Genomic DNA, 17,078 nt, shown 5'->3' with positions numbered 1-17,078 from the left:
TCCGCCCCGCAGGAGCGGACGTGGCGGCCGTCCGCCGCGCCCTCCTGGAGCAGGGCACCGCCGTCCTCGGCAGGGCCCGTACCGGCGACGGACGGCTCTGGCTGAAGGCCACTCTCCTCAACCCCCACACCAGGCCGGCCGACCTCGACCGCCTCTTGGACCTCGTGGAAGGAACCACCCCCACATGACCGACGCCCCCACACCCCCCGACACCCCGCACGACCTCGTCGGGATCGGCATCGGCCCCGTCAACCTCTCCCTCGCGGCGCTCGCCCACCCCCTCACGGGCCTCGACGCCGTCTTCTACGAGCAGCGCCCCGGCTTCGACTGGCACCCCGGCCTCCTCATCGACGGCGCCCGCGTCCAAGTACCCTTCCTGGCCGACCTGGTGACCCTCGCCGACCCCGCCAGCCCCTGGACGTTCCTCAACTACCTCAAGACCCGCGACCGCCTCTTCCCCTTCTACTTCGCCGAGCGCTCCCACATGCAGCGCGCCGAGTACGACGCCTACTGCCGCTGGGTCGCCGGCAACCTCCCCGGACTCCACTTCCGCCACCAGGTCGACGCCGTCCGCTGGAACCCCGAACGCGCCCTGTTCGAGGTCGACTTCACCCACCTCGACGCCGAGGGCGAGGCCGAGGCCCTCGGCCGCGCCTACACCCGCAACGTCGCCCTCGGCGTCGGCACCGAACCCCACATCCCCGACGTCCTGCGCCCCCTCGTCGACGCCCCCGGCGTCCCCGTCGTCCACGCCGCCGACTACCTCGACCACCGCGCCGCGTTCCTCGCCGCCGACCACGTCACCGTCGTCGGCACCGGACAGTCCGGCGCCGAGATCTTCCTCGACCTGCTCCGGGGCCGCCCCAAGGGCCGCGAGCGCCTCCACTGGATCGGCCGCAGCGAGGCCTTCGCCCCCATGGAGTACTCCAAGCTCGGCCTCGAACACTTCACCCCCGACCACACCCGCTACTTCCACGCCCTCCCCGAACCCGTCCGCGACGAACTCCTCGCCAGACAGGGCCACTTGCACAAGGCGATCGACGCCCGCACCCTCACCGACATCCACGACGAGCTGTACGACCGCACCCTGCACGGCGGCTGGCCCGACACCGTCCTCACCCCCGGCGTGCGGGTCCGCACGGCCGGCCGCATCGCCACCACCAAGGTCGAACTCCACCTCGACCACGTCCAGCAGGGCACCCGCTCCCGCCTCACCACCGACGCCGTCGTCCTCGCCACCGGCTACCGGGAACGCCCCCTCGACCGCCTCCTCGCCGGACTCGACCCCTACCTGCGCCGCGACAACGCCGAACGCCCGCGCGTCGACGAGGAGTTCCGCCTCGTCCTCGACCCCGCCGTCACCGGAAACGTCTACGTCCAGAACGCCGAACGCCACACCCACGGCGTCGGCGCCCCCGACCTCGGCCTCACCGCCTGGCGCAGCGCCACCATCCTCAACTCCCTGACACAGAAGGAGATGTACCAGCTCCCGGCCCGAACGGCCTTCACCACCTTCGGACTTGAGACGAACCCCCGCGTCCCGGCCGCCCGCCGGCCCCGCACCCTCACCCCCCTCGTCGAACCACGCTGACCGCACACCCCCGTGATGCAATGCTCCGGCATCCACGACATCACGGGGGAACAAGCACACGTGAACCGACGACAGATACTCCTCGCGGCGACCGCCCTCGCCCTCACCCCGGCCGGCCCGGCCACCGCGGCCGTCCCCGCCACACCCCGCCTCGACCTCACCACCACCAGGCCCTGGCTCCACGAGATCACCCTCAGCGAGGCCCGCGTCCTCCAGTCCTTCGCCTTCGACAACGCCAACAGGCGCCTCTACACAGCCCAGTTGACCCAAGGCGGACGCACCCTCACCGGCGAGACCGCACCCGTCACCGGCGCCGAACGCTCCCGGAACGGCGACCTCTGCGTCACCCGCCTCGACTGGACCGGCACCGTCACCGGCCGCATGTACCTCAAGGGCTTCGGCCACGGCGTCTCCATCGCCGCCGAACCCGTCGGCACCAGCACCTACCTGTGGACCGAGACCGACGCCGTCCCCGACAGCCAGGACAACGGCTACGGCACCCGTATCGCCCGCTTCCGCTTCACCGACGGCGCCGTCCTCACGACCGGCTCCACCCAGCTCCTGCGCTTCGAGCCCGCCCCCGGCTCCGACCACAACACCGTCGCCCTCGACCCCGCCAACAGCCGTATCGCACACCGGAGTCGGACCGCGGGAGTCTGGACCTACACCCTCCACGACCTCGCCACCTTCAAGGCGGGCGTCTTCGACCCCCTCGCGGCCATCACCCAGCCCACCGTCCTCACCGGCCCCGTCTTCCAGGGGTACGCCACCCTCGGCCGCCACCTCTACACCCTCGACGGAACCTCCTTCGGCGACATCCACCTCACCGCGACCGACTGGAACACCGGAGCCGTCCTCGACCGGCAACTCACCGACGCCGGACAGGAGTTGTTCTACCGCGAACCCGAAGGCATGGCGATCCAGCTCCCTGACGCCACGTCACCGGCCAGGCTGCACTTCGGACTCGCCTCCGAGAAGTCGCTCACCGAGACCGACAAGAAGGCGAGCTTCTACTACACGGACACGACGGTCTGAGAAGAAGAAGGGGGGCCGCAGCACCGGCGGCCCCCCTTGTGAAAAGCACTCAACTCCGGCTTAAAACACCGGCGTTCCGTTCCGCGTCAGCTTCCAGTCCACCGACGCGAAGTCCTTCGGGTCCAGCACACCCTTCGCCGTCACCCACTCCGCGATCCGCGTCCGGATCTCCGTCGACTCCGCCCACAGCTCCTGCGCGGAGGCCACGTGCGGGAACGCCCCGCCGCCGTTCGCCCGGTAGTTGTTCACCGCGAACACGAACTGCTGCGCGTCGTCCAGCGCCGCACCCTGGTAGGTGAGGTTCTTGATCCGCGAACCCGCCGGCTGCGCGATGTCGATGTCGTACGAAAGACCCGACACGTAGTCGTAGTTGTAGTCCGGACGCCCGCCCGCGTTCGTCAGCTTCTCCACGTCCACGACCGCGTCCGGCGCCGTCTGGGCGAAGTACTGCGCCGAGTACTCCAGGTACGCCTTGATCTGCGCGCCCGTCAGCAACTTCGCGACCAGCGTGTTGTCGTACACGTACAGGCTCGACAGGTCCCGGATCGTCACGTCCCCGGCCGGGATCTCCGACGTCCGCGAGAACGGCGACGCCTGCGAGATCACCGGCAGCGACGCGTGCGCCGTACCCGCCAGCGCCGCCTTCACGACGTCCTCCTGGACCTTCGTGATCAGGTCGATGATCGGGGCGTCCTTGTAGCGCGCCTCGACCGTCGTCAGGGCCGCCGTGGCCGTGCCGACGACCTGGTTGACGTACTTCACGACCTTCGCGTGCTCGTCGCTCAGCAGCCGCGTGATCTTCGGGTCGTCCGCGACCGAGTTCGAGTTCAGGACCTTCGACGAGACCGACTCGACACTCCAGCGGCCCTTCTCCCGGACCAGCTCGATGTCGAACACCGACAGCCGCTCCGCGTACGCCAGCGGCTCGGAGAGGACGACCGTCTTGCCGGTCTTCTCGTTGACGACCTTCAGCTCCGGGATCTCCACGTGCGCGTGGCCCACCAGGATCGCGTCGATGCCGGGAACCTGCTTCGCGACGTTCGCCGCCGCGTTCTCGACGTACGGCAGCTGGTCGCCGTACGAGGAGGTGCCGGAGGAACCGGAGTGCGCCGACACGATCACGACGTCCGCGCCGAGGGAGCGCAGCTTCGGGACGTACTTCGCGGCCTGCTCCTCGAGCCCCGGGAACGCCAGCTTGCCCTGGACGTACGCCTTGTCCCAGATCGCGATGCCCGGGTTCGTGAGACCGAGGATCGCCACCTTCACCGGCGGCGCGCCCTTCGGGCACACCGTCTTGATGACGTACGGCGGGAAGGCGGGGCGCAGCGTCTTCGCGTCCACCGCGTTCGCGCCCAGCAGCGGGAAGCGCAGCTGCGACTCGAATTTGCGGAGCGTCTCGATGCCGTAGTTGAACTCGTGGTTGCCGAGCGCCGCCGCGTCGTACCCGATCGCGTTCATCGCCTGCGCCATCGGGTGCACCGGGCCGCCCTTGGCGGTGATCGGGTCGACCTTCGCGTAGTAGTACGTCAGCGGGGTGCCCTGGATGGTGTCGCCCGCGTCGATCAGGAGCGTGTTGTGGCGGCCCTTCTCCGCGCGCAGCCGGTTCACCAGCGTCGAGATCCGGGCCAGGCCCTGGGCGTTGCCGGCCGCGTCCTTGTACTCCGCGTCCTTGAAGTAGTCCCAGTTGAAGACGTGACCGTGCAGGTCGGTGGTGCCCATGACGGTCAGCGAGTACCGCTTCTTCGCCGGGGACTTCTTCGGCGCGGCCTGTGCCGGCGCCGCCGCCGTACCCGCGATCGCCACCCCCGCCCCGGTCACGGCGGACTTCTTCAGGAACTTGCGGCGGTTCAACGGCATATCTCGTACTCCTCGGGGAATCGTCAACGACGCGCGTAGATTCTGACCCGTCCATGACCGTCCGCAACAGGTCCGGAAGGTTGCGATCAGGTGACCTGACGGGGTCGGCCGGACATGCGAGAGTGTGCCGTATGACGAACGGCACCGCTGAGGCACCACTGCTGACGGTCCGGGGCGAGGCAGGCATCGAGACGGACCCCGAGGTCGCCCGGGTCGGCGTGAGCGTCGGCGCGGAAGGACTCGACCGACGGCAGGTCCTCGACGACCTCACCCGCGCCAACACCCTCGCCCTCGACCTGATCGCCTCCTACGGCGACGCCGTCGAACGCGTCTCCACCGGCGGCCTCTCCGTCGCACCCGCCTTCGTCCTCGACGACCGCGGCCAGGTCATGGGCTACCAGGGACGCGTCCACATCGGCGTCCGCGTCACCGACTTCACCGCCCTCGGCGAACTCGTCACCCGCCTCGCCGACCTCGACCTCATCTCCGTGGAAGGCCCCTCCTGGGAGCTGCGGCACGACTCGCCCGTCCCCGGCGAGGTCCGCCGCGCCGCCGTCCGCGAAGCCGTCCGGCGCGCCCGCGAGTACGCCGACGCGCTCGGCACCACGCTCGCCGCGCTCCTCGAACTCTCCGACGAAGGGGGGCACGCGGCCCGCCCCCGCGCCGAGGCCGCCTTCGGGCGGCGGGCACGGAGAGTGTCCCTCGGGGAGCCCGCGCCCCTCGACCTCGAACTGCCCCAGCTCTGGGTCGAGGCCGCCGTCGTCGCCCGTTTCACCCTCCACCCGCCCGCCCTCGACGCATGAAATACGCTCATCGGAGCGGCCATGCGCACACTTCGTGACTTGTCAATAACCCTTCACGCAAAGGTTGTTGAGTAGTCATGCGCGGCCCATGGCCTACCCGGCGGTAGGGCCTAGGCTCGGACCATGCGCCGAGCGAAGATCGTCTGTACCCTGGGGCCCGCCACCGACTCGTACGACCAGATCAAGGCCCTGGTCGACGCCGGAATGGACATCGCCCGCCTCAACCTCAGCCACGGCAGCCACGCGGAGCACGAGGACCGGCTGAACCGCGTCCGCAAGGCCGCGGAGGAGACCGGGCGGGGCGTCGGCATCCTCGCCGACCTCCAGGGACCCAAGATCCGCCTCGGCACGTTCACCGAAGGGCCCGTCCTGCTGGAGCGCGGCGACGCCTTCACGATCACCGTCGAAGAGGGCGCCCAGGGCGACGGCCACTCCTGCGGGACGACGTACGCCGGGCTCGCCGCCGACGTCACACCCGGTGAGCGCATCCTCGTCGACGACGGCAAGGTCTGCCTCCAGGTCACCTCCGTCGACGGACCCCGCGTCCACACCACCGTCCTCGAAGGCGGCATGGTCTCCGACCACAAGGGCCTCAACCTCCCCGGCGTCGCCGTCTCCGTCCCCGCGCTCTCCGACAAGGACGAGGCCGACCTCCGCTGGGCGCTGCGCAACGGTGCCGACATCATCGCCCTGTCCTTCGTCCGCAGCGGCAAGGACATCGACGACGTCCACCGCATCATGGACGAGGAACGCCGCCGCCTCCCCGTCATCGCCAAGGTCGAGAAGCCCCAGGCCGTCGACGCCATCGAGGACATCGTCGCCGCGTTCGACGGGATCATGGTCGCGCGCGGTGATCTGGGCGTCGAGATGCCCCTGGAACAGGTCCCGCTGGTCCAGAAACGCGCCATCAAACTCGCCAAGCGCAACGCCAAGCCGGTCATCGTCGCCACCCAGATGCTCGACTCGATGATCGACAACTCCCGCCCGACGCGCGCGGAGGCGTCGGACGTCGCCAACGCGGTGATCGACGGCACGGACGCGGTGATGCTCTCCGGTGAGACCAGCGTCGGCAAGCACCCCATCGAGACGGTCCGCACGATGGCGAAGATCGTCGAAGCGGCGGAGGAGGACATCCTCGCGAAGGGGCTCCCGCCCCTGACGGACCACAACAAGCCCCGCACCCAGGGTGGCGCCGTCGCCCGCGCCGCCGCCGAGATCGGCGACTTCCTGGGCGCCAAGTACCTCGTCGCCTTCACCCAGACCGGCGACACGGTCCGCCGCCTCTCCCGCTACCGCTCCCCGATCCCGGTCCTCGCCTTCACCCCGGTCGCCTCCACCCAGGCCCAACTGAGCGTCAGCTGGGGCGTCCAGACCCTCCTCGGCCCCTGGGTCGACTCCACCGACGCCATGGTCGAACAGGTCGACGAACTCCTCCTCAAGCACGGCCTCTGCCAACAGGGCGACGTCGTCGTCATCACGGCGGGCTCCCCGCCCGGCGTCTCGGGCTCCACGAACATGGTCCGCGTCCACCACATCGGCGAGGACGACAGTCCGCGGTAGGGGGTACAGCAAAAAGCGGGGGGCCACCGGACGGTGATCCTCCGCTTTCAAGTCGCTTCCTTCGATTCGAAGGAAAAGTGCCCCGGGTCGGACTCGAACCGACACTGTGTGGGTTTTGAATCCACTGCCTGCTGCCAATTGGGCTACCGGGGCCCACAGAATCGAAGGTTTACCCCGACCTGCTGTGCCCCCACCTTACCGCAGCTAGGTACGCTCTTGTCAGCAGTACCCCTGCCCCGACCAAGGAGCCCCCGTGACCGCCGAGTCGCCCCAGCCCGTAGACGCGCCCGACGACGACAAGTCGCACGTGCCTCCGCTGACGACCCGGGTCGTCATCGCGGAGGACGAGGCGCTGATCCGTCTCGATCTGAAGGAGATGCTGGAGGAGGAGGGGTACGCGGTCGTCGGGGAGGCCGGGGACGGGGAGCAGGCCGTCGAGCTGGCCCGCGAGCACCAGCCGGACCTGGTGATCCTGGACGTCAAGATGCCCAAGCTGGACGGGATCTCGGCCGCCGAGAAGATCGCCGAGGAGCGGATCGCCCCGGTGCTGATGCTGACCGCGTTCTCGCAGCGGGACCTGGTCGAGCGGGCGCGGGACGCGGGGGCGATGGCGTACCTCGTGAAGCCGTTCAGCAAGAGCGACGTCGTCCCGGCCATCGAGATGGCCGTCTCGCGGTTCACCGAGCTGAAGGAGCTGGAGAAGGAGATCGCGGACCTCTCCCAGCGCCTGGAGACCCGCAAGCTGGTCGACCGCGCGAAGTCGATCCTCCAGACCGAGTACGGCCTGACGGAACCGGCCGCGTTCCGCTGGATCCAGAAGACCTCGATGGACCGCCGTATGTCGATGCAGCAGGTCGCGGAGGCGGTCATCCAGGACGCGGACGAGAAGAAGTCCACGAAGGGCTGAACCGCGGGTCACTTCTCGACGGGGTCGTCGGTTTCGTCGGAGTCCGGGGCATGGGTCGGAGCGCGATAGCGGCCCATGCTCGCCGCGATCATCACGGCTGCGACCGGAGCCGTGAGCCCGTAGAGCAGCGGGATTGTGTCCTTGAAGAGGTTGTACAGGACGAGCAGGCCGACGAGCCCGGCGATGAGGCGGACACCCATGCCGTCAGCATAGGTGCGGTGTGCGGCAGTTGAGAGGGGGCCGGGGTCACCCGGCCCCCTCTCGGCTCTGCTCAGTCCTCGCCGAGGTACGCCTTGCGGACCGACTCGTCGTGGAGGAGGTCCTGGCCCGTGCCGGAGAGGACGATGTTGCCGACCTCCATGACGTGGCCGTGGTCCGCGAGGGAGAGGGCGGCCTGGGCGTTCTGTTCGATGAGGAGGATCGTCATGCCCTGGGACTTCAGCTCGGCGATGGTGGCCATGATCTTCTGCATCATGATGGGGGAGAGCCCCATCGAGGGCTCGTCCAGCATCAACAGCTTCGGCTGGGACATCAGGGCGCGGCCCATGGCCAGCATCTGCTGCTCGCCGCCCGAGAGGGTGCCCGCCGCCTGCTTGCGGCGTTCACCGAGGATCGGGAAGAGGTCGTAGGCGTGCTGGATGTCCTGTTCGATGCCGGGCTTGTCGTTGCGGAGGAAGGCACCGAGGCGGAGGTTGTCCTCGATGGTCATGCGGGGGAAGATGTGCCGGCCCTCGGGGGAGTGCGCGAGGCCGAGGGAGACGATCTGGTGCGCGGGGATCTTCTTCAGCGACTTGCCGTTGAAGCGGATCTGGCCGCCGACGGGCTTGAGGAGCCCGGAGAGCGTGCGCAGGGTGGTCGTCTTGCCGGCGCCGTTGGTGCCGATGAGGGTGACGACCTCGCCGGCGTCGACGGTGAAGGAGATGCCTTTGACGGCCTCGATCTTGCCGTAGGCGACGCGGAGGTCTTCGACTTCGAGCAGCGCGGTCACTTCGCGCCTCCTTCGGTGGTGCTGTGGGCCTCCGCCGCTTCGACCTCGGCGACTTCCTCGGCGCCGGGCGCGTTCTCGAAGGGTTCGCCGAGGTAGGCGGCGACGACGCGTTCGTCTCCCTGGACGGTGGCGCTGTCGCCCTCGATGAGCTTCTCGCCCTGGACGAGGACGGCGACGCGGTCGCAGAGGTTGAAGATGAACCGCATGTCGTGCTCGATGACGAGGACGGCGATGCCCTGGTCGCGGATGGCGAAGACCAGCTCTTCGGTGGCGCGGGTCTCCTGGGGGTTCATGCCGGCGGTGGGCTCGTCGAGCAGGAGCAGCCCGGGTTCGCTGGCCAGCGCCCGCGCGATCTCCAGCTTGCGCTGTTCGCCGTAGGGCAGGTTGCGCGCGAGGTGCTCGGACTTGTCCGCGAGGCCGACGAACTGGAGGAGTTCCATGGCGCGTTCGCGGGAGGCGGCCTCGGCCTTGTGGAAGGAGGGCAGGCGCAGGACGGCGGACCAGAACCCTTCCTTCGTCCGGGTGTGGCGGCCGACGAGGACGTTCTCCAGGACGGTCATGTTGGCGAAGAGCCGGATGTTCTGGAAGGTCCGCGCGATGCCGGCGGCGGTGACCTTGAAGGACTTGGCCGGCAGGACAGTGTCCTTGTAGCGGACCTCGCCCTCGGTGGGGACGTACAGCCCGGTGAGGCAGTTGAAGAAGGTCGTCTTGCCGGCGCCGTTGGGCCCGATGAGTCCGACGATCTCGCCGCTGTTGACGGTGAGGTCGACGCCTCGTACGGCGGTGAGGCCGCCGAAGCGCATGGTGACGCCGCGTGCGTCGAGGACGGTGTTCGTCATGGTCGTCAGGCCCCTGCCTTGCTGAGGACGGTGGGCGCTTCGGCCTCTTCGTGGAACTCCAGCTGGCGGCGGCGGTTGGGGATCAGGCCTTCGGGCCGGAAGCGCATGATGAGGATGAGGGCGACGCCGAAGCTGAAGAGCTGGAACTCCCCGAGGAACTGGAGCTTGTTGGGGATGAGGAAGAGGAGCGCCGCGCCGACGAGGGGCCCGCTGATGGTGCCCATGCCACCGAGGACGACGGCGGCGAGGAGGAACGCGGAGTTGGGCGGCGAGGAGCTGGCGAAGACGTACTGGTCCGGGGTGACGGCGTAGCTGACGTGGGCCTGTACGGTGCCGGCGAGCCCGGCCAGCGTCGCGCCGACGGCGAAGGCGATGAGCTTGACGCGGAAGCCGTTGATGCCCATGGCGAGCGCGGCGGTCTCGTCCTCGCGGATGGCGATCCAGGCGCGGCCGATGCGGGAGTCGCTGCTGCGCCGGAAGACGACGATGACGACGGCGGTGATGAGGAGCATCAGCAGGAAGTAGTTGGCGAACCGGCCGATGGTGAAGCCCGCGATGTCGTGCGGGGTGCCGAGGTCGAACCCGAGGATCTTGAGGTCGGGGATGGAGACGACGCCGTTGGAGCCGTTGGTGACCTTGGGGCCCGAGGTGCCGTCGAGGTTGTTGACGGTGATGCGGAAGATCTCGCCGAAGCCGAGGGTGACGATGGCGAGGTAGTCGCCGCGCAGCCTGAGGGTCGGGGCGCCGATGAGGACGCCGAAGACGAGGGAGGTGGCGGCGCCGACGAGGACGGCGGCCCAGAACGGGAAGTGGACGTCGATCGGCGAGGTGGTGCTGCCGGAGACGAGGGCCGCGGCGTAGGCGCCGACGCCGAGGAAGGCGACGTAGCCGAGGTCGAGGAGTCCGGCGAGGCCGACGACGATGTTCAGGCCGAGGGCGACGGTGGCGAAGATGAGGATCTGGACGCCGAGGGTCGCGTACTGGTCGTCGGTCTGGGTGAAGGGGAAGAGGGCGGCGGTGATGAAGCCGCCGGTGATGGTGATGCTCTGGTGGCGTGCGGTGATCTGGGAGGCGTGGGCGACGAGGCCGGCCTTGTTGAGGGCGGCGAAGCCGAACCCTGCCGTGATCAGGAAGCCGATGAAGAGTTCGTCGTACTCGGTGCCGATGCCGTAGGTGAAGACGGTGAGGCCGAGGGCGAGGACGGCGATGACGATGAGGATCTCGGCGTACGAGGGGAGCGCGCGGACCGGCTTCGGGGCGTCGGCGGTGAAGGCGGTCTTGACGGTCGTCCACTGGTGGCGGGCGCGGTGCTTGGCCTGTTCCCAGCCGGTGTCGTCGGGGTCGGCCGGGTCGGGCGCGGGGTGCTCGAAGGGCAGGGCGAGGGCGCCGACCAGGGCGATCAGGGTGGCGGCGGCGACGAGGTAGCCGCCGGGTTCGAGGTTGACGACGCCGCCGAGGTCGACGCTGATCGCGAGGACCGTGTACCAGGCGGTGGCGAAGCCGGCGAGGGCGGCGAACTTGACGGCCGCGTCGCCGCCCGCCGGGGTGAGCCAGCCCAGGCCCTTCACCCCGTACGAGGAGAGGGTGAAGAGGGCGGTGAGGGCGGCGGCGACGAGGACGAGGACCTGGAGACCGCCGGGGTAGCCGTAGACGGTGAGGTCGCCGGGGAAGTCGCCGGTCCAGGTCCAGGCGAGGAAGGTGGAGACGATGGCCAGCGCGCTGCCGCCGAGGGCGAGGGCGCGGCCGGTCTTCTCGGGGAGGTTGATCAGACCGGCGGGCGCGGGCGCGGTGTCCGGGGTCTTCGGTGCGGTGGTCTGTGTCGTCATGGAGGTCACGCCCTGTCCGCGACGCGCTCGCCGAGCAGGCCTTGAGGCCTGAACAGCAGTACGAGGATGAGGAGTACGAAGGCCCAGACGTCGGCCCAGGACTGGCTGCCGAACTTGTCCATGCCGGGGATGTCGGCGACGTAGGCGGTGGTGAGGGTCTCGGCGACGCCGAGGACGACGCCGCCGATCATGGCGCCGTAGATGTTGCCGATGCCGCCGAGGACGGCCGCGGTGAACGCCTTGAGGCCGAGGAGGAAGCCCATCTTGAAGTCGATCTGGCCGTACTTGAGGCCGTAGGCGACGGCTCCGACGGCGGCGAAGGCGGCGCCGAGGGCGAAGGCGAGGACGATGATGCGGTCGGTGTTGACGCCCATCAGCTTCGCGGTGTCGGGGTCCTGGGCGGTGGCCTGCATGCCGCGGCCGGTGCGGGTCTTCATCACGAAGTAGGCGAGGAAGGCCATCGAGAGGGGGGCGGCGCAGAGCAGGAAGATGTCACCGGTCTGGATGGTGACGTCGCCGAGTTCGAAGGGGCCGCCGGGGATCTCGGGGAAGGTACGGGCCGACTTCGCGTCGGGGTACCAGGCCCAGACCGCCTGCTGGAGGGCGAGGGAGAGGCCGATCGCCGTGATGAGCGGGGCGAGGCGGGGGCCGCCGCGCAGGGGGCGGTAGGCGAAGCGTTCGGCTCCGACGGCGATGGTGACGGCGACGACGATCGCGCCGACGATCATCAGGGGCAGGGCGAGCCACATGGTCGTGCCGCTCGGGAGCCAGAGCCAGACCGTGAGCGCGCCGAAGCCGCCGGTCATGAAGATCTCGCCGTGGGCGAAGTTGATGAGCTGGACGATGCCGTACACCATCGTGTAGCCGATGGCGACGAGCCCGTACATGGCTCCTAGTAGCAAGCCGTTGACCAGCTGCTGCGGCAGTTCGTTCACCGCATGTCCTCCGAGACGGTCGTGTGTGACGGTGGCCGGATGCGAGTGCGCGCGGGGCGCTGTTGGAACAGCGCCCCGCGCGGCTCTCGTGAGGGGGGTGTGGCTGGGCGGGTCAGCCGCCGTTGTAGGTGCCGGAGGTGACGGTCTTCCAGGCGCCGGCCGTGACGGAGTAGACGGTGAGCTGCTTGTTGGTGGCGTCGCCGAACTCGTCGAAGGAGACCTTGCCGGTCACGCCGTCGAAGGAGACGTTCTGCATGGCGGCGAGGACCTTGGCGCGGGGGTCGGCGGGGAGCTTGCCGCCGTTGTCGTCGACGACCTTCTTGACGGCCTCGATGATCGCCCAGGCGCTGTCGTACGAGTAGCCGCCGTAGGCGGAGTAGCCGTCGGAGTAGCCGCCGGCCTTGTAGTCGTCGATGAACTTCTTCGCGGAGGGCAGCTCCTCGACGGGGGCGCCGACGGAGGTCGCGATGTCGCCGTTGCCGGTGGCGCCGGCGAGCGCGATGAACTTGTCGTCCTTGATGCCGTCGCCGCCGACGAGCGGGATGTTCGCGCCGGCCGCCTTGATCTGCTTGGAGAGCGGGCCGGCCTGCGGGTACTCGCCGCCGTAGTAGACGACGTCGGCGCCGGAGCTCTTGACCTTGGCGGCGACCGCGGAGAAGTCCTTGGCGTCGGGGTTGATGTGCTCGGTGCCGACGACCTGGCCGCCGAGCTTCTTGAACTCGGCGGTGAAGGTGCCCGCGAGACCGGCGCCGTACGCCTTCTTGTCGTCGATGACGAAGACCTTGGTCTTCTTCGCCGTGTTGTGGACGTACTGCGCGGCGAACGGGCCCTGGATGGCGTCCGTGGTCGCGGTGCGGAAGAACGACTTGAACTGGCGGACCTTCTTGGTCGCCCAGTTCGGGCCCTGGGTCAGGATCGGGCCGGTGGTGGCCGGGGAGACCTGGACGAGGCTCGCGGCCTCGAAGATCTTCTGCATCGAGACGGCGACGCTGGTGTTCAGCGGGCCGACGACGCCGATGACGTTCTTGTCGGCGACGAACTTCGTGGCGTTCTGCTGGCCGGGGGCGGACTGGCCCTGGTCGTCGAGGGGCTCGATCTTGAAGGTGACGCCCTTGACGAACTCCTGCTTGTTCGCGATCTTCGTCGCGAGGTCGGCGGAGTTGCGCATGCCGAGGCCCATCGCGGACAGGTCGCCGCTGATCGGGGCGTCCAGGCCGATGGTGACGGTGGTGGTGCCGCCCGCGTCGGACTTGTCACCGCTGTCGTCGCGCGAGCCACAGGCGGTCAGAGTGAGAGAGCCCGCCGCCAGTGCGGCGGTGATGGCGATGAACGAGCGTTGACGCACGATCCAGTCCTTTCCCTGGCACGGCCCTCCCCCCTGGAAGTGGCCGAGTCGGGCGTCTGACCGGAGGGGTATTCCGGCCGCGCCGTGACTGGCCGTGACTCTAAGCGGGTGTGGATAGCTGGAGGAGAGTCTGGCCAATGCTGTGACGCTCTTGTTATGACACGAGGTAATGCAGAGCGGTACTGGAAGGGCGGAACAGTGGAATTCGAGCCGATTCGTTCCGTCCGCATGGTGAGAACGCGCAGGACCGGGCGGGTGTGGTTCAGGAGTCTGGGGCGTTTTGCTGATGACGGAATTCGTTGCCGCAGGCTCTTGTCCGGCGGGGGTCGCTTTATTGCGTCCTCATTACGCAGGGTTACGTCCATGAAAGGGAATCGGACGTTCCTGATCGCTTTTCCGTATTCCGCCCCTCGTATCGGGCCCCGAAAAACACCGCAGGTCCGCACCCCGGAGCGGGGGGCGGACCTGCATCGATATGCGGCGGACGGTGACCGGCTACCGGACGGACGGCGCCTCGGCGCCCGCGGGGATGTCACGCAGCAGACACGTCAGCCGCGCCGTGCACACCCGCCGGCCCGCCTCGTCCGTGATGACGATCTCGTACGTCGTCGTGGAGCGCCCCCGGTGCACCGGCGTGGCCACACCCGTCACCGTGCCGGAGCGCACACCCCGGTGGTGCGTGCAGTTCAGGTCGACGCCCACGGCCAGTTTCGTGCTCCCGCCGTGCAGCATCGCCCCGACCGAACCGAGCGTTTCGGCCAGCACCGCCGAGGCACCGCCGTGCAGCAGCCCGTACGGCTGGGTGTTGCCCTCCACCGGCATCGTGCCCACCACCTGGTCGGCGGACGCCTGGATGATCTCGACGCCCATCCGGGTGCCGAGATGGCCCGCGGAGAACAGGGACGGCAGGTCGACGCCGAGTGCGGCGTACTCGTCGACGACCTCTTGCGGGAACGTCTGCTCGGCCATGGGCCCGGCTCCGTTTCGTGGTGGCGTGTCTCGGCTCGGTGTGCTGCTGAGCAAACGCTCAGTCGGCCGCCGATTGTTCCAGACGCACCACCACGGACTTGCTGGCCGGGGTGTTGCTGGTGTCCGCCGTCGCGTCCAGCGGGACCAGGACGTTCGTCTCCGGGTAGTACGCCGCCGCGCAGCCGCGCGCGGTGGGGTAGACGACGACCCGGAAGCCCGGCGCACGCCGCTCCACGCCGTCCTTCCACTCGCCCACGAGGTCGACGTACGCACCGTCCCTGAGCTTCAGCCGCTCGGCGTCCTCAGGGTTGACCAGGACCACCCGGCGGCCGTTCTTGATGCCCCGGTAGCGGTCGTCCAGGCCGTAGATCGTGGTGTTGTACTGGTCGTGGCTGCGCAGCGTCTGGAGCAGCAGGCGGCCCTCCGGCAGCTCGGGGAACTCCACCGGCGCGGACGTGAAGTTGGCCTTGCCGGTCGCCGTCGGGAAGCGGCGCTCGTCGCGCGGGGCGTGCGGGAGGGCGAAGCCGCCGGGGTGCGCCACCCGCGCGTTGAAGTCCTCGAAGCCGGGGATCACGCGCGCGATGCGGTCGCGGATCGCCGCGTAGTCCTTCTCGAACTCCTCCCAGGGGGTGGCGGTCCGGTCCTTCAGGACGCGGCGGGCCAGACGGCACACGATCGCCGGCTCCGACAGGAGCTGCGCGCTCGCCGGCTTCAGGCGGCCCCGGGACGCGTGGACCATGCCCATCGAGTCCTCGACGGTCACGAACTGCTCGCCGGAGCCCTGGAGATCGCGCTCCGTGCGGCCCAGGGTGGGCAGGATCAGCGCCCGCGCGCCCGTGACCACGTGCGAGCGGTTCAGCTTCGTCGACACGTGCACCGTCAGGCGCGCCTTGCGCATCGCCGCCTCCGTCACCTCCGTGTCCGGGGACGCCGAGACGAAGTTGCCGCCCATCGCGAAGAACAGCTTGGCCTCGCCGTCGCGCAGGGCGCGGATCGCGCGGACGACGTCGTAGCCGTGCCCGCGCGGGGGCGCGAAGCCGAACTCCTTCTCCAGGGCGTCCAGGAACGCGGGCGCGGGGCGTTCGAAGATGCCCATCGTGCGGTCGCCCTGCACGTTCGAGTGGCCGCGGACCGGGCACACGCCCGCGCCGGGGCGGCCGATGTTGCCGCGCAGCAGGAGGAAGTTGACGACCTCGCGGATCGTCGGCACGGAGTGCTTGTGCTGGGTCAGGCCCATCGCCCAGCAGACGATCGTCCGCTCGGAGGCGAGGACCATGCGCAGGGCCTCCTCGATCTCCGCGCGCGTGAGACCCGTCGCCGTCAGGGTCTCGTCCCAGTCGGCCGCCCTGGCCGTCTCGGCGAACTCCTCGAAGCCGTGGGTGTGTTCGGCGATGAAGTCCTCGTCGACGGCGTTTTCCGTTTCGAGGATCAGCTTGTTCAGGAGGCGGAACAGGGCCTGGTCGCCGCCGAGGCGGATCTGGAGGAACAGGTCCGTGAGGGGAGCGCCGGCGGTCATGCCCTTGGCGGTCTGCGGGTTCTTGAACTTCTCCAGGCCCGCCTCGGGCAACGGGTTGACGCTGATCACCTTCGCGCCGGACGCCTTCGCCTTCTCCAGCGCGGAGAGCATGCGCGGATGGTTCGTCCCCGGGTTCTGGCCCGCGACGATGATCAGGTCCGCCTGGTAGAGGTCCTCCAGCAGGACGCTGCCCTTGCCGATGCCGATCGTCTCCGACAGGGCCGAGCCGCTCGACTCGTGGCACATGTTCGAGCAGTCCGGGAGGTTGTTCGTGCCCAGCTCCCGCGCGAACAGCTGGTACAGGAACGCGGCCTCGTTGCTCGTGCGGCCCGAGGTGTAGAACACCGCCTCGTCCGGGGAGCCGAGGCGGTCGAACTCCTCGCCCATGATCTCGAACGCGCGGTCCCAGGAGACCGGTTCGTAGTGGTCGGCGCCCTCGGGGAGGTACATCGGGTGCGTCAGCCGGCCCTGCTGGCCCAGCCAGTACCCGCTGCGCGTCGCGAGGTCGTCGACACTGTGCCCGGCGAAGAACTCCGGGGTGACCCGGCGCAGCGTCGCCTCCTCGGCGACGGCCTTGGCGCCGTTCTCGCAGAACTCGGCGGCATGCCGGTGATCAGGTTCGGGCCAGGCGCACCCGGGACAGTCGAACCCCTCCTTCTGATTGACCCGCAGCAGCGTCAGCGCGGTCCGCTTGACGCCCATCTGCTGCTGGGCCATCCGCAGCGAATGCCCCACGGCGGGCAGCCCCGCCGCCGCATGCTTCGGCCCACCCACCCGCGGCGCGTCCTGAACCGGATCACTCTTCGGCGCCTTCCCGGCCATCCCACACTCTCCTTCGCAACCGCAAGCGGAGTCCTTGTTCGATCCTCCCACGGGGGAGTGACAGTTGGGATGGGGCGGGGGGTGG

The 17,078-nt window shown here is 69.3% G+C and carries 14 protein-coding genes, 1 tRNA gene and 1 pseudogene; 6 read left to right on the top strand and 10 right to left on the bottom strand.

The features are described from left to right. The 3 genes and pseudogenes from AOK24_RS45635 to AOK24_RS09550 all read left to right on the top strand — a co-directional run. Positions 1-188, top strand: a pseudogene (locus AOK24_RS45635) (pyridoxal phosphate-dependent decarboxylase family protein); the annotation flags it as partial. Then, entirely contained in the window at positions 185-1,591 is a 1,407-nt protein-coding gene (locus tag AOK24_RS09555) for a lysine N(6)-hydroxylase/L-ornithine N(5)-oxygenase family protein (RefSeq protein ID WP_055719623.1), read from the top strand. The pseudogene AOK24_RS45635 and the gene AOK24_RS09555, both read left to right, overlap by 4 nt. A gap of 60 nt (positions 1,592-1,651) precedes the next feature. Next, the gene (locus tag AOK24_RS09550; protein WP_055719622.1) at positions 1,652-2,626 is read left to right on the top strand and encodes a phage baseplate protein; all 975 of its coding nucleotides are present in this window, start codon (positions 1,652-1,654) and stop codon (positions 2,624-2,626) included. 60 nt (positions 2,627-2,686) lie between these two features. Here the strand turns inward: AOK24_RS09550 and AOK24_RS09545 are convergent, their stop codons facing one another. Beyond that, a complete protein-coding gene (locus AOK24_RS09545) occupies positions 2,687-4,483 on the bottom strand; it encodes a bifunctional metallophosphatase/5'-nucleotidase (protein ID WP_055719621.1) in 1,797 nt (598 codons plus the stop codon). A 131-nt stretch (positions 4,484-4,614) separates the two neighbouring features. On the opposite strand from AOK24_RS09545, the gene AOK24_RS09540 reads away from it, so the two are divergent. Together AOK24_RS09540 and pyk are read left to right on the top strand one after the other, a co-directional pair. Next, positions 4,615-5,286, top strand: coding sequence for an SIMPL domain-containing protein (locus AOK24_RS09540; RefSeq protein WP_079056741.1), 672 nt, complete (start codon positions 4,615-4,617; stop codon positions 5,284-5,286). Positions 5,287-5,409: 123 nt separating this feature from the next. Beyond that, positions 5,410-6,846, top strand: a complete 1,437-nt coding sequence (gene pyk / locus AOK24_RS09535) for a pyruvate kinase (protein ID WP_055719620.1) — start codon at positions 5,410-5,412, stop codon at positions 6,844-6,846. Positions 6,847-6,924: 78 nt separating this feature from the next. Here the strand turns inward: pyk and AOK24_RS09530 are convergent. After that, positions 6,925-6,999 (bottom strand) — tRNA-Leu (locus AOK24_RS09530). Positions 7,000-7,099: 100 nt separating this feature from the next. Here AOK24_RS09530 and AOK24_RS09525 point away from each other — a divergent pair. Then, the gene (locus AOK24_RS09525; protein WP_055719619.1) at positions 7,100-7,753 is read left to right on the top strand and encodes an ANTAR domain-containing response regulator; all 654 of its coding nucleotides are present in this window, start codon (positions 7,100-7,102) and stop codon (positions 7,751-7,753) included. Positions 7,754-7,761: 8 nt separating this feature from the next. On the opposite strand, the gene AOK24_RS09520 is transcribed toward AOK24_RS09525, so the two are convergent. The 8 genes from AOK24_RS09520 to AOK24_RS09485 form a co-directional block, all read right to left on the bottom strand. Next, positions 7,762-7,953: a hypothetical protein gene (locus tag AOK24_RS09520; protein WP_055719618.1), complete on the bottom strand. Its 192-nt coding sequence runs from the start codon at positions 7,951-7,953 to the stop codon at positions 7,762-7,764. A 71-nt stretch (positions 7,954-8,024) separates the two neighbouring features. Then, the gene (locus tag AOK24_RS09515) at positions 8,025-8,741 is read right to left on the bottom strand and encodes an ABC transporter ATP-binding protein (protein WP_055719617.1); all 717 of its coding nucleotides are present in this window, start codon (positions 8,739-8,741) and stop codon (positions 8,025-8,027) included. Then, positions 8,738-9,580: an ABC transporter ATP-binding protein gene (locus AOK24_RS09510; protein ID WP_055719616.1), complete on the bottom strand. Its 843-nt coding sequence runs from the start codon at positions 9,578-9,580 to the stop codon at positions 8,738-8,740. The genes AOK24_RS09515 and AOK24_RS09510 overlap by 4 nt, the downstream gene beginning before the upstream one ends. A gap of 5 nt (positions 9,581-9,585) precedes the next feature. Then, positions 9,586-11,406 carry a branched-chain amino acid ABC transporter permease gene (locus AOK24_RS09505; RefSeq protein ID WP_055719624.1) on the bottom strand — a complete coding sequence of 607 codons (1,821 nt, stop codon included), beginning with the start codon at positions 11,404-11,406 and terminating at the stop codon, positions 9,586-9,588. 5 nt (positions 11,407-11,411) lie between these two features. Then, on the bottom strand, positions 11,412-12,341 hold the full coding sequence (locus AOK24_RS09500) for a branched-chain amino acid ABC transporter permease (RefSeq protein ID WP_055719615.1): 930 nt from the start codon (positions 12,339-12,341) through the stop codon (positions 11,412-11,414). Positions 12,342-12,453: 112 nt separating this feature from the next. Continuing rightward, positions 12,454-13,686, bottom strand: a complete 1,233-nt coding sequence (locus AOK24_RS09495; RefSeq protein WP_055719614.1) for a branched-chain amino acid ABC transporter substrate-binding protein — start codon at positions 13,684-13,686, stop codon at positions 12,454-12,456. 495 nt (positions 13,687-14,181) lie between these two features. Next, entirely contained in the window at positions 14,182-14,655 is a 474-nt protein-coding gene (locus AOK24_RS09490) for a hotdog fold thioesterase (RefSeq protein WP_055719613.1), read from the bottom strand. Positions 14,656-14,713: 58 nt separating this feature from the next. Beyond that, complete coding sequence (locus AOK24_RS09485; RefSeq protein ID WP_055719612.1) at positions 14,714-16,993, bottom strand: FdhF/YdeP family oxidoreductase; 2,280 nt, start codon at positions 16,991-16,993, stop codon at positions 14,714-14,716. Positions 16,994-17,078: the final 85 nt, after the last annotated feature.

This window comes from Streptomyces niveiscabiei, assembly GCF_001419795.1.
Lineage (GTDB): Bacteria > Actinomycetota > Actinomycetes > Streptomycetales > Streptomycetaceae > Streptomyces > Streptomyces niveiscabiei.
Note: the sequence above shows the minus strand (reverse complement) of the source record. Positions and strands in the feature narration are given on the sequence as shown.